This is a genomic window from Pseudomonas sp. SG20056 (genome assembly GCF_031764535.1).
In the GTDB taxonomy this organism is placed as follows: domain Bacteria; phylum Pseudomonadota; class Gammaproteobacteria; order Pseudomonadales; family Pseudomonadaceae; genus Aquipseudomonas.
In genome coordinates, this window is sequence record NZ_CP134499.1 from 240563 (window position 1) to 254247 (window position 13685).

Here is a 13685-nt window from a genome sequence, read left to right on the forward strand (position 1 = left end):
GCCAATGCCTGAGCCGTTTCAGCCGGAAAGCCTGCTTGCCAGTCTGCGACCCTTGGCCGCAGCCGTTGACCTGTCTGCGGGCGAGCAGGCCTACCGGCAGTTCTACGGTTTCAGCGACACCTGGGCGGCACGCAGTCGTATGGGCACGCTGCAGGCTGCGGGCTACCAGATCGCTGTACAGGCCTGGTGGCCGGAGCAGCCGCGCGCCACGCTGGTGCTGCTGCATGGCTATTACGATCACGTTGGCCTGTATCGCCATGTAATCCAGTGGGCGCTGGGTATGGGCTTTGCGGTGCTGGCTTTCGACCTGCCTGGGCACGGCCTGTCCAGCGGTGCGCGCGCCAGCATCGGTGCGTTCAGCGAGTATCAAGCGGTGTTGCAGGCGGTGTTGGCTGAGGCGGCTGCGCTAGAGCTGCCGCAGCCCTGGCACCTGTGCGGACAAAGCACCGGCGGGGCGATTCTGATCGACTACCTGCTGACCGGCAGCCCTGGCGCGGCAATCGGTGAAACCATTCTGCTGGCGCCGCTGGTGCGGCCGCGTGCGTGGGGCTGGTCGCAGTTCAGTTACCGCATCATGAAGCGCTTTGTCAGCGAGATTCCCCGGCGTTTCAGCGTCAATTCCAGCGATGCCGAGTTTATCGACTTCGTTCATCACCAGGACCCGTTGCAGCCACGCAACCTGCCAACCGCCTGGGTGGGTGCACTCAGCCAGTGGGTGCCACATATCGAAGTCGCGCCACGCAGTACACGCAGCCCGTTGATCATTCAGGGAGAAGCCGACATGACGGTGGCCTGGCAGCACAACCTTCAGGTGCTGCAGGACAAGTTTGCTGCGCCGCAGATTTTGCGTCTGCCCGAAGCGCGGCACCACCTGGCCAACGAAGCGCCAGCCTTGCGCCAGCGCTATTTCGAGTTTCTCAGCCAGCGGTTGAGTTAATCAGATACCGCGTGGAGCAGGAGCCAGACTGGCGCTGCTCTGGCCAACTGCCAAGCCACTGCGGATGGCGGCCAGCGCCGCCTGGTAGTAGCTCTTGCCGCTTTCTGACTGGGCAAAGCTGACAAACTCTTCCAGCTCCGGATCGCTCAGCTCGCGGTAGACGTGCAGCAGGGTGTTATCCAGATCCGCACCGATCTGCTCCATCAGGCGCTGGCGCTGGCCATTGAGCATGGCCTGGGCGCTGTCGCCACCGAGCAGGCCTGGGAGCATCTGGCTGAGGCTGTCGGCGGCCACACCGGCTAGCGCCAGGCTGACTTCGGCACCGGCTTCCCGCGCCGGTAGCGCCTGGGCCAGGTGGCGAATCAGCAGGCGGCGGGTGGCGCTGGCTTCACTGCGTGGCAGGCCGTTGGCGTAGCGCGCCAGTTGATCACTGCGCGTCGCGAGCAGCTCGGCATCGACAATCTTGCGTCCCAGTGGCGACTGGAAGAACTGCAGCGCGCTGGCCGGGTTGCTGAGGTTGTCGCGCATGCCCTGTTGCGCACGTTGATCCACCGCCGCAGCGGCAAAACGCTGGTTACTGTTGTTTACCAACGCCTGATACACCGCCGGCGGCAGGCTGCTGCGGTAGCGTTCCTGGGCGGCCTGCAGGGCGTCGCTGAAGTGCATGCGCTGTTGCGGCCAGCCGGCCGCCTGATACAACTGCAGGTAATCGTCAGCCAGGGCGGGCAGGCTAAGCAGCAGGGTCAGTACAACGGAAAGGGCGCGCATTCGGGACTCCATTCAGGGGCGGCTATTTTCTGCGGCATGCTGACGCTTGTCGAGGCTCGGCAGGGCGCTGGTAGAATCGCCGGCATGACGACCGATACCCACAGCGCACTTCTGACCCGCATCGTTGACGACCTGGCCGAACAGGGTTGGTCGCTACAGCCGCAGTTTATTGCCCCCTCTCTGACCCTCGAACTGGCCGAAGAGTGCCGTAAACGTGCCGCACAAGGTGCGTTGGCCCCCGCCGGCGTCGGCCGTGGCGCGCAGCAGCAGATCCGCGAAGGGGTTCGCGGCGATCATATTCAGTGGCTGGAAGCCGGTCAGGCCAAGGCCTGTGATCAATATCTACAGGCGTTTGATGAGCTGCGGCTGGCGCTGAACCAGGGCTTGTACCTGGGGCTGGAGGATTTCGAGGGGCATTTCGCCCTGTATCCACCGGGTGCGTTCTACCAGAAGCACGTGGATCGCTTTCGCGATGATGATCGTCGTGCGGTGTCCGCGGTGTTCTATCTCAATGAGGATTGGCAGGCCGAGCACGGCGGCGCGCTGCGTTTGTATCTGCCGAACGGCGAGACCCGTGATGTGTTGCCGCAGGCGGGCAGCCTGCTGCTGTTTCTGTCTGCCGATATGCCCCATGAGGTCTTGCCGGCCAGACGTGATCGACTGTCGCTGACCGGCTGGTTTCGCCGTCGGGGTAATGGGCCGCTGTAACGCTACTCAGTGGCCCCAGACTTTGAATGTCCCGCGCAGATCAGTGATGTCGCGCATTTCGATGCTGCCCAGACGGCTTTCGCCGACGTACATATCAGCCGCCACTCGTACGCGAATGCGCTGCGCCGGGATGCCGCTGGCCACCAACTGTTCGTTGATGGTGGTGAGGTCGGGCAGGGTCAGTTGCAGTTGTTGCTGACCGCTGCCATTGGTCACCACATCGATCTTCAGGGTGGGCAGGTTGACGCCGAATATCGGCAGGGTCAGGCCCAGCTGCGCCGCACCGAAGGCGAAGCTGCCGCCAGAGCCGTTCGGGCAGCTGGCGGGGGTGAGACAGCCGTTGTCGATTTTCACATTGCGCAACGAAGCGCTGCCGCCATCGTCATTCCAGCTGATCCGGTTGATCGTCGCCAGCACGTCGGCACGGATGCTGATACCGGCCTGACCGCTGATCTCGCTCAGGCTCTGGTTGTCCATCGGCAGCAGGGCCGCCTGGCTTGGCAGGGTGCAGACCGCAAGGCTGGCGGCGAGTGACAGGGCAAGGGTGCGAAGTGGGCGATGCATGGGTGTGTCCTCGACTAGAGTGCCGAGAGTCTGTGCCTGGCCTGACGCGCGCGCCATCAGGTCAGGGTGCTTCCCGCCGAAGGATAGGCCGGCATTGCGCGCGAATGGCGCTGCCGGCGTGATGTGCTTGGCAATCTGCTCGGCAGCCCGTCCCTTTGATCGGCGGCCAGCAGGCGCAGTAACCTGACGGTGTTACGGCGGGTGACTAATGAGAGTGAGTGATGCAGAAGATTCTGGTGAGCCGTTGCCTGTTGGGTCAGCGCGTACGTTATGACGGCGGCGCCCATGGCCCGTTCAGTCTGCTGGAGCGCTGGCAGCAGGAGGGGCGCATTGTGCCGCTGTGCCCGGAAGTCGCCGGCGGCCTGCCAACTCCGCGCGCGCCAGCGGAAATAGCTGGCGGTCAGGGGGCAAAAGTACTCGATGGGAAATTGCCTGTGCTGACGGTGAATGGCGAGGATGTCACGGCGGCTTTTGTTGACGGCGCACAGCAGGCTCTGGCCTTGGTGGCGCAGCATGGCATCCGACTGGCACTGCTCAAGGCACGCAGCCCTTCGTGCGGTAACCGGGAGAACTATGACGGCAGCTTCAGCGGCACCCGCGTCGCTGGTGAAGGGGTGACTGCAGCGGCCTTGCGGCGTGCTGGTGTGCAGGTGTTTAGCGAAGAGGAGCTGGCGGCGGCGGAGGCGGCGTTGCGAGAGCTGGAAGGATAGTCAGCCCCGCGTGCAAAAAATGGCCGGGAGCCATTTTTAACGTCGCGTAGCGACGGCCCGAAGGGTGGCCGCCATGGATGGCAGGCCATATAAAAAAGGGAAGCCGAAGCTTCCCTTTTTCGTATCGCGGTAGCGCTTAGAACAGAACGCGGCTACGGATGGTGCCTTTAACGTGCTGCAGCTTCTCCAGCGCCAGATCGGAGTAATCGGCGTCGACGTCGATGACCACGTAGCCGACCTTATCGTTGGTCTGCAGGAACTGGCCGGAGATGTTGATGCCGTTTTCGGCGAACACGTTGTTGATCTCGCTCATCACGCCCGGGATGTTGGCGTGGATGTGCAGCAGACGGTGCTTGCCCGGGTGCGCCGGCAGGGCCACTTCGGGGAAGTTGACCGAAGACACCGAGGTACCGTTGTCGCTGTACTTGACCAGCTTCTCGGCCACTTCCAGGCCGATGTTGGCCTGGGCTTCGGCGGTGGAACCACCGATATGCGGGGTCAGGATCACGCGATCCAGGCCACGCAGCGGGCTTTCGAACTCTTCGTCGTTGGACTTCGGCTCGACCGGGAACACGTCGATGGCGGCGCCGATCAGGTGCTCGTCCTTGATCGCGGCTGCCAGATGATCCAGCTCAACTACGGTGCCACGTGCAGCGTTGATCAGGATGCCGCCCTTTTTCATCGCGCGGATTTCCTTCTCGCCGATCATCCACTGGGTGGACGGCAGCTCAGGCACGTGCAGCGACACGATGTCGCACATGCCCAGCAGGTCATGCAGCTTGGCGATCTGGGTGGCGTTGCCCAGCGGTAGCTTGGTCACGGTGTCGTAAAAGAACACCTGCATGCCCATGGCTTCGGCCAGTACCGAGAGCTGGGTGCCGATCGAGCCGTAACCGACGATACCCAGCTTCTTGCCGCGGATTTCGAAGGAGTTGGCCGCCGATTTGATCCAGCCGCCACGGTGGCAGGAGGCGTTCTTCTCGGGGATGCCGCGCAGCAGCAGGATGGCTTGAGCCAGTACCAGTTCGGCCACCGAGCGGGTGTTCGAGTAGGGGGCGTTGAAAACGGCGATACCGCGCTCGCGGGCGGCGTCGAGGTCAACCTGGTTGGTGCCGATGCAGAAGCAGCCCACGGCTACCAGGCGCTTGGCGCAGTCAAAGACTTCGGCGGTCAGCTGGGTGCGCGAGCGGATGCCAATAAAGTGAGCGTCGGCGATCTTTTCTTTCAGCTCGTCGTCGGAGAGTGCGCCCTTGAGGTACTCGATGTTGGTGTAACCAGCGGCCTTCAGGGTGTCCACTGCATTCTGGTGGACGCCTTCAAGAAGAAGGAACTTGATCTTGCTCTTGTCGAGAGAGGTCTTGCTCATCGGAGTACCTGTTGTCCCACAAATAGTGTCAGGGAAGAGGCCGAGCGCCGCCGGCCGCAGCCCGCAGATCGGCGCGGGGGCACGATTCACGGGGTGCGTATGCTAGCATACGAGCCCCGCGAAACACCTACCCTGGCAGATGAAGCGTGCTCAGGGTGACCATGAATCGTTTGAGAGTTCCGTAGATGACCAACCCTGCGCTGATCGAAGAGCTGAAGACCCTGGTTGAGCCCGGCAAAGTGCTCACCGATGCCGATTCCCTCAACGCCTACGGCAAGGACTGGACCAAGCACTTCGCCCCAGCGCCGCTGGCAATTGCCTTCCCCAAGAGCATCGAGCAGGTCCAGGCCATCGTGCGTTGGGCCAATCAGCACAAGGTCGCGCTGGTGCCGTCCGGTGGCCGTACCGGCTTGTCCGCCGGCGCGGTGGCAGCCAATGGTGAAGTGGTCGTGGCCTTCGACTATATGAACCAGATTCTCGACTTCAACGAATTTGACCGCACCGCCGTGTGTCAGCCGGGCGTGGTGACCAAGCAGCTGCAGATGTTCGCCGAGGACAAGGGCCTGTATTACCCGGTGGACTTCGCCTCGGCCGGCTCCAGCCAGATTGGCGGCAATATCGGCACCAATGCCGGCGGCATCAAGGTGATTCGCTACGGCATGACCCGCAACTGGGTGGCCGGGCTGAAGGTCGTCACCGGCACTGGTGAGTTGCTGGAGCTGAACAAGGACCTGATCAAGAACGCCACCGGCTACGACATGCGTCAGCTGTTTATCGGCGCTGAAGGCACCCTGGGCTTCGTCGTCGAGGCCACCATGCGCCTGGATCGTGCGCCAAAGAACCTCACCGCCATGGTGCTCGGCACCCCGGACTTCGACTCGATCATGCCGGTGCTGCATGCCTTTCAGAACAAGCTTGACCTGACTGCGTTCGAGTTCTTCTCCGATAAGGCCCTGGCCAAAATCATGGCCCGTGGTGACGTGCCGCCGGCCTTTGAAACCGATTGCCCGTTCTACGCCCTGCTGGAATTCGAAGCCACCACCGAGGAAGTCGCCGAGGCGGCTCTGGCCACCTTCGAACATTGCGTCGAGCAGGGCTGGGTGCTGGATGGTGTGATGAGCCAGAGCGAGCAGCAACTGCAGAACCTGTGGAAGCTGCGCGAGTACATCTCGGAAACCATCAGCCACTGGACGCCGTACAAGAACGATATTTCGGTTACCGTCTCCAAGGTGCCGGCTTTCCTGCACGACATCGACCGCATCGTCGGCGAACACTACCCGGACTTCGAAATCGTTTGGTTTGGCCATATCGGTGATGGCAACCTGCACCTGAATATCCTCAAGCCAGAGAACCTGTCCAAGGACGAGTTCTTCGCCAAGTGCGCCACCGTCAACAAGTGGGTGTTCGAGACCGTGCAGAAGTACAACGGCTCAATCAGCGCTGAACACGGCGTGGGTATGACCAAGCGCGATTACCTGACCTACAGCCGTTCGGAAGCCGAGATTGGCTATATGAAAGCGATCAAGCAGGTATTCGATCCGAACGGGATTATGAACCCAGGCAAGATCTTCCCGCTCTGAAAGCTGCTGCGCTCGGTCATGCTGCGTTGGCGAAGTCAGGAAAAATGCTCATTGGCACAAGCCAACTCCGCTTTTTCCCGACTCCGCCGCCTTGCCTGGCCTTCGCTCGCAACGCTTTCAGCAAGCTGATTAAGTCTTTAGTCGAAACGACAGCCCGTGAAAGGTCGTCCACCATGGGCGATCAACGATTCAGGGCGTAGGGCGGGGCTACCGCTCTACGCCGTCTGCTCGCACAACGAGCGGCGTCATGCATTCCCATCAGGAGTTGCTTATGAGCTACCAGCATCAGTATGTCGATGGCACCCATATCCACTTTCCCATGGGCAAGGTGGTGTGCATCGGCCGTAACTACGCCGAGCATGCCAAAGAACTGAACAACCCGGTGCCGACCGAGCCGCTGCTGTTTATCAAGGCGGGCAGCTGTGTGGTGCCGCTGGATGACGGTTTTACCCTGGTGGAGGGTAAGGGTGATGTGCATTACGAAGCGGAAATCGCCGTACTGATTGGCAAGCCGCTGTCGCGCACGCCGAACGCTGAAGAAGTGCGCGATGCCATCTCCGGCTTCGCCCCGGCGTTGGACCTGACCCTGCGCGACCTGCAGGCCACGCTCAAGGCCAAGGGTTACCCCTGGGAAACCGCCAAATCTTTCGACGGTGCCTGCGTGCTGGCGCCGTTCGTGCCTGGCGATGCAGTCGAAGACCTCACTGATATCGGCATTCGTCTGGCGATCAACGGTGAAGTGCGTCAGGACGGCAATAGCCGCGACATGCTCAACCCAATCCTGCCGATGATCCAGCACATCTGCGGCCACTTCAGCCTGCAGCCGGGTGATGTGATCCTCACTGGTACGCCAGTGGGTGTCGGTCCGCTGCACAAGGGCGATGAGCTGGTGCTGGAACTGGTCGGTCATAGCCGCTTTGCCAGCCGCGCGCTCTAACAGGTCGTTGAAAAACTACCTGTGAACCACGTTTTGAGTCGTCAGGCTTGGCTGATGGGCACCTGGAGGTGCCTGCTGGCCCGGCGGCTTAACAGAAACTTAAGGGTTGCTCTCTAGTCTGATAGCCATCGTTCTGATGAGTTGTGTGCGATGTCGATCTGGATTGCTCGGCTGGTGCGTCTGCGCTGGCTAATTGTGCTGCTGTTCCTGTTGCTGGTTGGCGCTTTGGTGATGAACTATCGCCACTGGGATGACCGTTTGTCCTTCTGGGCAGAGGAACAGCAGGTAAGTGCTATCGAGCAGCAACAGAGCATCTGGCTGCCGGGTTATCGAGCGGTGCTGCAGGGCAAGCCGCTGCAGGGCCTAGAGGGTGACGAGGTGTCCGGGCTGACCTACAGCCCCGATAGCGACACGCTGTTCACCGTAACCGGTAAACACCCGCAGCTGATCGAGCTGACCCTGGATGGTCAGGTGATGCGGCGTATCGACCTGCTTGGCTTTGCCAACCCCGAGGGGGTGGAGATGCTCGCCGATGGTCGCCTGGCGATTATCGATGAGCGCAAGCGCACCCTGACCACTTTCAAACTGGGCGCGCTGACCCGCAGTCTGGAGTTTGCCGATCTGGCGTCCTTCGATCTCGGCTTTATCGATGCCGGTAACAAGGGCTTCGAAGGCATTGCCTGGGACTCGCGCAACGAGCGTGTGCTGCTGGGCAAGGAGCGTGGGCCGCTGGGGCTGTTCAGCCTGCCGTTTCCGGGCGAAGACGGTGCCACTGGCGTTCTCCAGCCGATGAGTTCCGGGCACCTGTTTTTGCGCGATATTTCCTCACTGACCTACGACGCCCGCACGGGCCATGCCTTGGTGCTTTCGGATGAGTCGCGCCTGCTGCTGGAAGTGGACGAGCAGGGCGAACCGGTCAGCTTTATCAGTCTGAGTCGCGGTATGAATGGCCTGCGTGGCGGCATTGAACAGGCCGAAGGGGTGACCATGGATACGGCCGGCAATATCTATATCGTCAGTGAACCCAATCTGTTCTACGTCCTGCGTAAGGAACCGGTGGCCGAACAGTCCACTGTCGCGGATTAAGCTTGGCTTAAGCATCGATTAAGCCTGGCTTCAGCTACGCCCTCTACTCTGGCTCCATCACTTAACTGATTAGAGGGTTACCCCATGAAGCGTTTCACCTTGGCTCTGCTGCTGGCTCCACTGTTCTCCACTGCTGCAATGGCCACCGGTTACACCGGTCCAGGCGCCACTGCTCAGGTCACCACCGTGGCTGCAGCGCTGGATGCTGCCGATGACACCCAGGTGGTACTGCAAGGGCAGATCGTCAAGCGCCTGCAGGATGAGTTGTATGAGTTCAAGGACGCCAGCGGCACCATCAATGTCGAGATCGACGATGAGCATTGGCCCGCTCAGGCCATTTCCGAAAAGGCCGTGGTCAAGATCAGTGGTGAAGTCGACCGTGACCTGACCAGCCGCGAAATTGATGTCGAGTACCTCGAGCTGGTCAAGTAAGTCGCCCCCATTATGTGCCCATGTCAGCCCGAAGCCCTGCTTCGGGCTGACGTCGTTGTGCCACCCGTGACTGTTGAGAGTGAAGCGCCATGCGAGATCATTTCACCCTGAAGCGCCTGTTGCTGAGCCTTGTTGTGCTGGCGTTGTTGCTGCTCGGTCTGTTTGCTCAGGAATACCGCCTGTTTGAGCGGGCCTGGTTCAATGTGCAGCAATGGCAACTGGCTGGCGCCGGCCAGCAGGACTCGGTGTTGTTGTCGGATTATCAGGTGGACCTTGAGGCCAAAGTGATCGAAGGCCTGAATGATGACGTCTCGGCGCTGACCTTCGACCCGAACCGCAATAGCCTGTTTACCGTGACCAACAACAAGCCGCAGTTGATCGAGCTGTCGCTGGATGGCGAACTGCTGCGGCGGATTGATTTGCATGGCTTTGGCGACGCCGAGGCGGTCGAGTACATCAGCCCGGGCTTGTACGTGATAACCGACGAGCGTCTGCAGCGCTTGATCAAGGTTCGCGTGGATGACGCCACCACGGAATTGCATGCCGATCAGGCGCAGCAGTTCTCGCTGGGTATCGGCCTGAATGGCAACAAGGGTTTCGAAGGCTTGGCCTATGACTCGGCTGGGCAGCGCCTGTTTGTCGCCAAGGAGCGCGACCCGATGCGCATCTACGAGATTCACGGCTTCCCGCAGCGTGATCCGCAGCGCCCTTTCGCGGTGCACGTGGTGGATGACCAGAAACGCGATGCCGGGTTGTTTGTGCGTGATCTGTCCAGCCTGCAGTTTGATGAGCGCAGCGGCCATCTGCTGGCGCTGTCCGATGAGTCACGTCTGGTGCTGGAGCTGAATGTAGAAGGTAAGCCAATCAGCAGCCTGTCGTTGCTGGGTGGGCGCAATGGCCTGACCCGCAGCGTGCCCCAGGGCGAGGGCATCGCCATGGATAACCAGGGTGTGCTGTATCTGGTAAGCGAGCCCAACCTGTTTTATCGCTTCAAGAAACCAGACGCTTAGGCTGTGGCGTGAAGCCGGCAAGCGTCGGTTGCAGCAGGCGCGCGGTTTTCCATTCAAAGCCAAGGGTCAGGCCGATGGCGGCGCAGGCCAGGCCGCCGGCCAGCCCCCACCACACGCCTTGGGCGCCCCAGCCCAGCGGGAAGGCCAGCGCCCAGGCCAGTGGCGCGCCAACTGCCCAATAGCAGCCTAGGCCGACCCAGAAGGTGGTCTTGGCGTCTTTGAGGCCGCGAATTGCGCCCATGGCGATGGTCTGGATGCCATCGAAGAACTCGAACCAGGCGGCAATCGCCAGCAGTGCCACGGCCAGGCTCACCACCTCGGCATAGGCGCTGTCCGTGTGGTCGAGGAACAGCCCGACCACCCAGTGCGGCGCCAGCCAGAACAGGCAGGCGAAACCCAGCATGCATAGCGCGCCCAGGCCCAGGCCCAGGCGTCCGGCCTGGCGTGCCTGCAATAGGCGACCGGCGCCGAAGTGTTGACCGATACGGAAGGTCACTGCGTAGGAAATCCCCACCGGCACCATAAAGGCCACGTACACCGACATGATCGCGATTTGGTGTGCGGCCAGTTGGGTGCTGCCCAGCGCGCCCATGCACAGCGCGGCAAAGGCAAACAGCCCGGACTCCACTGCGTAGGTGCCGCCAATCGGCAGGCCCAGGCGCAGCAGCTCTTTCAGTTCGCTCCACACCGGCCGCGAAAGACCGCGCCACAGCGGATAAGGGCTGTAGGCGCTGTGGTGCAACACATGCCAGGCCAGCAGCAGCGCCATGACATTCATCACCACGGCGGTGACCAGGCCGATGCCGGCCAGGCCCAGTGGCGGCAGGCCGAACCAGCCCTTGATCAAGGCATAGTTGAGGACGAAGTTGGCCAGCGCGCCGCCAATGCTGATGGCCATCACCGGGCCTGGGCGGCCGATGGCGCTGGTAAAACCGCGCAGCGCCATAAAGCTCATGTAGCCAGGCAGGGCAAACACCAGGGTGGAGAGAAACTGCATGCCGCCGCTGACGTTCTCCGGCTGCTGGCCGAAATGCAGCAATACCGGGCCGAGGTTCCACAGCGCCAGGCCGGCCAGCAGCGCCAGGCCCCAGCCGAGCCACAGACCGTTCTGCGTCAGCCGGGTGACGCCGGCGGCGTCCTGTGCGCCGTGACGGATCGCCACCAGATTGCCGACCGAGGCAATCACCCCCACGCAGAAGATCGACACAAAGGAATAGCTGGCCGCGCCCAGGCCGCCAGCCGCCAGGGTTGCAGGGCCGAGCAGGCCCATCATCACGGTGTCGGTAAATACCATCAGTACATGCGCCAGTTGCGCAGCAATCAGCGGCCCGGCGAGTTTCAGGATGGCGCGCAGTTCGTCACGAAGCGGATGCGGCATGATGAGTTCTACTCAGTTAGAAGGCTTGCCCGGGTGATCCGCGCAGGCAGAGAATGCGCCTATTCTCATGGGCCAGCCGTGGCAGCACAAAAGGATAATAGCGATGACAGGCATGACTATTACTCATGGATTGCAGTCATGAGCCAGCGCTTGCCGCCGCTCTATGCCCTGCGCGCCTTCGAGGCGGCGGCGCGGCACAGCTCCTTTACCCGCGCCGCCGAAGAGTTGGCGATCACCCAGAGTGCGGTCAGTCGGCATGTACGCACTCTGGAAGAACACTTCGCCTGCCGCCTGTTCGAGCGTCGCGGCCGCAGCCTGCAACTCACCGAAACCGCGCGCATGTTGCTGCCTGGGCTGCGCGATGGCTTCGAGGCGCTGGAGCGCGCCTGCAACACCCTGCGCGTCGACGACGCGGTGCTGCGCCTGAAGGCGCCGTCGACCCTGACCATGCGCTGGTTGCTGGCGCGCCTGTCGCGCTATCGCCTGAGCAGCGCCAGTGAGGTGCAACTGACCAGTGCCTGGATGGACGTGGACAAGGTGGACTTTCTGCATGAGCCGTTCGACTGCGCCGTGCTGCTGAGCCAGGGCGATTTCCCTGAAGAGTGGGAAAGCACCGAGCTGTTTGCCGAATGGTTGATTCCGGTCTGCGCGCCTGAAGCCTTGAGCGAACAGCCTTGGGATCTGCCGCGTCTGCAAGCGGCCGAACTGCTGCATCCCACGCCAGACCGCCGCGACTGGCGGCAGTGGCTGCAGGCCATGGGCCTGGCGGATCAGGTGCCGCTCAAGGGCGGTCAGGTATTCGACACCCTGGAGCTGGGCATGGTGGCGGCGGCGCGTGGCTATGGGGTGTCAATCGGTGATCTGGTGATGGTCGCTGAGGATGTCGCCCAAGGCCGGCTCGGCCTGCCCTGGCCCAGCGCCGTACCCAGTGGTGACAGCTACTACCTGGTCTGGCCCAAGGCGCGCCGAGGCCAGGAGCGCTTTCGCCGCTTGCGCGATTATCTGGTAGCCGATGTGGGCGCTATGCAACTGCCGGTGGTTGAGCGGGTGGCGTGTAGAGCGTAAAAAATATTGGACTGTCGATTGTTGGCTTATTCAGATTATTGCTTTTAAAACATAAGGTTAATCCTGTTTTTAGATTGAGCTGTCTGCTGCTTGTGGTCTGATTTCTTAACAATCTGAGCTTAATTGTTTGACATATTTTACGGCTTTGGCAGACTGGCTCACAGGGTTGTGACTGCCAGGTGAGCGTTTCTAACGCCTCTAAAGCCTCTGATGCCGCTGCGGCGGGCATTTAGACAGGCGCAACCAGCCGTAAAACAGAAGGTGCGCGACAGCAGTCAGCCCTTCTGCACAACAACGGCAGCCAATCCCGGCTGCCCCAAGGTGATGTATGTCCAACAACAATACGAAACAGCGCCCAGGCGCGCGTAAACCGGTTGTCCTGATGTCCATGGGCGCTCAAGAGCGCAAAGGGCATGCCTATCAAGTCATGACTCACAAATACATAACCCCGCTGGTCGAACTGTCGGGCTGTGTGCCGCTGCTGGCACCCAGTTGCTGCGGTGCCGACGACATCGACCAGTACCTGTCGATGGCCGATGGCGTGTACCTGACTGGTGCGGGCAGCAATATCGATCCGGCCCTCTATGGCCAGGAAAACCTGACTCCGACGAAGGGTCAGGATAAGGATCGCGATCTGTTCGATATTCCATTGATTCGCGCTGCACTGGCCCGTGGCCTGCCGCTGTTTGCGATCTGCCGTGGCATGCAGGAAATCAACGTGGCCCTGGGCGGCAATATCCACCAGAAGGTCTACGAAGTCCCGGGCATGAATGACCACCGCGAAGACACCAGTGCGCCGGTGGAGGTGCAGTATGCCGACAGCCATAGCGTGCGTGCGCTGCCGGGTAGCTGGTTTGCCGAGCTGATGGGCGAGGCCGAATTCCCGGTCAATTCGCTGCACGGCCAGGCGTTGGATCAGCTGGGCGAGGGCGTCGAGGCGCTAGCCCATGCCGAGGACGGTCTGGTTGAGGCGATTCATCTGCCGGGTGCCGAGCAGTTCACCCTGGCGGTGCAATGGCACCCGGAGTGGCAGGCGGCGCAGAACCCGCATTCGGTGAAAATCTTCAAGGCATTCGGCGACGCCTGTCGTGAGCAAGCCGCTCGACGCGACCAGTAAGAACTCTAGCTCCCTATAAAAGAAGCC

14 protein-coding genes are annotated in these 13685 nt (G+C 61.6%); 10 read left to right on the plus strand and 4 right to left on the minus strand.

Features of this window, described 5'->3' with window-relative positions; translation table 11 throughout:
* The first annotated feature begins 4 nt into the window (after positions 1–4).
* Positions 5–937 (plus strand): alpha/beta hydrolase, encoded by a 933-nt coding sequence (locus RHP75_RS01110; protein WP_311090099.1) that lies wholly within the window; start codon positions 5–7, stop codon positions 935–937.
* On the opposite strand, the gene RHP75_RS01115 is transcribed toward RHP75_RS01110, so the two are convergent.
* Positions 938–1705, minus strand: coding sequence for a hypothetical protein (locus RHP75_RS01115; protein WP_311090100.1), 768 nt, complete (start codon positions 1703–1705; stop codon positions 938–940).
* Positions 1706–1789: 84 nt separating this feature from the next.
* On the opposite strand from RHP75_RS01115, the gene RHP75_RS01120 reads away from it, so the two are divergent.
* Positions 1790–2413 carry a 2OG-Fe(II) oxygenase gene (locus tag RHP75_RS01120; RefSeq protein ID WP_311090101.1) on the plus strand — a complete coding sequence of 208 codons (624 nt, stop codon included), beginning with the start codon at positions 1790–1792 and terminating at the stop codon, positions 2411–2413.
* 6 nt (positions 2414–2419) lie between these two features.
* On the opposite strand, the gene RHP75_RS01125 is transcribed toward RHP75_RS01120, so the two are convergent.
* A complete protein-coding gene (locus tag RHP75_RS01125) occupies positions 2420–2977 on the minus strand; it encodes a DUF6160 family protein (RefSeq protein WP_374529349.1) in 558 nt (185 codons plus the stop codon).
* 221 nt (positions 2978–3198) lie between these two features.
* Here RHP75_RS01125 and RHP75_RS01130 point away from each other — a divergent pair, with 221 nt between their 5' ends.
* On the plus strand, positions 3199–3687 hold the full coding sequence (locus RHP75_RS01130; RefSeq protein ID WP_311090102.1) for a DUF523 domain-containing protein: 489 nt from the start codon (positions 3199–3201) through the stop codon (positions 3685–3687).
* A 136-nt stretch (positions 3688–3823) separates the two neighbouring features.
* Here RHP75_RS01130 and serA read toward each other — a convergent pair whose 3' ends face one another.
* Entirely contained in the window at positions 3824–5053 is a 1230-nt protein-coding gene (serA, locus tag RHP75_RS01135) for a phosphoglycerate dehydrogenase (RefSeq protein ID WP_167146271.1), read from the minus strand.
* 185 nt (positions 5054–5238) lie between these two features.
* On the opposite strand from serA, the gene RHP75_RS01140 reads away from it, so the two are divergent.
* From RHP75_RS01140 to RHP75_RS01160, 5 genes are all read left to right on the plus strand, one after another.
* Complete coding sequence (locus RHP75_RS01140; RefSeq protein WP_311090103.1) at positions 5239–6633, plus strand: FAD-binding oxidoreductase; 1395 nt, start codon at positions 5239–5241, stop codon at positions 6631–6633.
* Positions 6634–6904: 271 nt separating this feature from the next.
* Positions 6905–7570 (plus strand): fumarylacetoacetate hydrolase family protein, encoded by a 666-nt coding sequence (locus RHP75_RS01145; RefSeq protein ID WP_311090104.1) that lies wholly within the window; start codon positions 6905–6907, stop codon positions 7568–7570.
* A gap of 150 nt (positions 7571–7720) precedes the next feature.
* Entirely contained in the window at positions 7721–8656 is a 936-nt protein-coding gene (locus RHP75_RS01150) for an SdiA-regulated domain-containing protein (protein WP_311090105.1), read from the plus strand.
* An 84-nt stretch (positions 8657–8740) separates the two neighbouring features.
* On the plus strand, positions 8741–9088 hold the full coding sequence (locus RHP75_RS01155; RefSeq protein ID WP_311090106.1) for a NirD/YgiW/YdeI family stress tolerance protein: 348 nt from the start codon (positions 8741–8743) through the stop codon (positions 9086–9088).
* 89 nt (positions 9089–9177) lie between these two features.
* Positions 9178–10098, plus strand: coding sequence for an SdiA-regulated domain-containing protein (locus tag RHP75_RS01160; protein WP_311090107.1), 921 nt, complete (start codon positions 9178–9180; stop codon positions 10096–10098).
* Here the strand turns inward: RHP75_RS01160 and RHP75_RS01165 are convergent.
* Positions 10079–11476 carry a NorM family multidrug efflux MATE transporter gene (locus RHP75_RS01165; RefSeq protein ID WP_311090108.1) on the minus strand — a complete coding sequence of 466 codons (1398 nt, stop codon included), beginning with the start codon at positions 11474–11476 and terminating at the stop codon, positions 10079–10081. The two genes, RHP75_RS01160 and RHP75_RS01165, sit on opposite strands and share 20 nt — an antisense overlap.
* A gap of 138 nt (positions 11477–11614) precedes the next feature.
* Between RHP75_RS01165 and RHP75_RS01170 the strand changes: the two genes are divergently transcribed.
* Positions 11615–12541 (plus strand): LysR substrate-binding domain-containing protein, encoded by a 927-nt coding sequence (locus RHP75_RS01170; RefSeq protein WP_311090109.1) that lies wholly within the window; start codon positions 11615–11617, stop codon positions 12539–12541.
* Between the two features lie 328 nt (positions 12542–12869).
* On the plus strand, positions 12870–13658 hold the full coding sequence (locus RHP75_RS01175) for a gamma-glutamyl-gamma-aminobutyrate hydrolase family protein (protein ID WP_311090110.1): 789 nt from the start codon (positions 12870–12872) through the stop codon (positions 13656–13658).
* The last annotated feature ends 27 nt before the right edge of the window (positions 13659–13685 follow it).

Coding starts and splice junctions, on each gene's coding strand:
- RHP75_RS01110 (WP_311090099.1), top strand. CDS start 5: ATGCCTGAGCCGTTTCAGCCGGAAAGCCTGCTTGCCAGTCTGCGACCC.
- RHP75_RS01115 (WP_311090100.1), bottom strand. CDS start 1,705: ATGCGCGCCCTTTCCGTTGTACTGACCCTGCTGCTTAGCCTGCCCGCC.
- RHP75_RS01120 (WP_311090101.1), top strand. CDS start 1,790: ATGACGACCGATACCCACAGCGCACTTCTGACCCGCATCGTTGACGAC.
- RHP75_RS01125 (WP_374529349.1), bottom strand. CDS start 2,977: ATGCATCGCCCACTTCGCACCCTTGCCCTGTCACTCGCCGCCAGCCTT.
- RHP75_RS01130 (WP_311090102.1), top strand. CDS start 3,199: ATGCAGAAGATTCTGGTGAGCCGTTGCCTGTTGGGTCAGCGCGTACGT.
- serA (WP_167146271.1), bottom strand. CDS start 5,053: ATGAGCAAGACCTCTCTCGACAAGAGCAAGATCAAGTTCCTTCTTCTT.
- RHP75_RS01140 (WP_311090103.1), top strand. CDS start 5,239: ATGACCAACCCTGCGCTGATCGAAGAGCTGAAGACCCTGGTTGAGCCC.
- RHP75_RS01145 (WP_311090104.1), top strand. CDS start 6,905: ATGAGCTACCAGCATCAGTATGTCGATGGCACCCATATCCACTTTCCC.
- RHP75_RS01150 (WP_311090105.1), top strand. CDS start 7,721: ATGTCGATCTGGATTGCTCGGCTGGTGCGTCTGCGCTGGCTAATTGTG.
- RHP75_RS01155 (WP_311090106.1), top strand. CDS start 8,741: ATGAAGCGTTTCACCTTGGCTCTGCTGCTGGCTCCACTGTTCTCCACT.
- RHP75_RS01160 (WP_311090107.1), top strand. CDS start 9,178: ATGCGAGATCATTTCACCCTGAAGCGCCTGTTGCTGAGCCTTGTTGTG.
- RHP75_RS01165 (WP_311090108.1), bottom strand. CDS start 11,476: ATGCCGCATCCGCTTCGTGACGAACTGCGCGCCATCCTGAAACTCGCC.
- RHP75_RS01170 (WP_311090109.1), top strand. CDS start 11,615: ATGAGCCAGCGCTTGCCGCCGCTCTATGCCCTGCGCGCCTTCGAGGCG.
- RHP75_RS01175 (WP_311090110.1), top strand. CDS start 12,870: ATGTCCAACAACAATACGAAACAGCGCCCAGGCGCGCGTAAACCGGTT.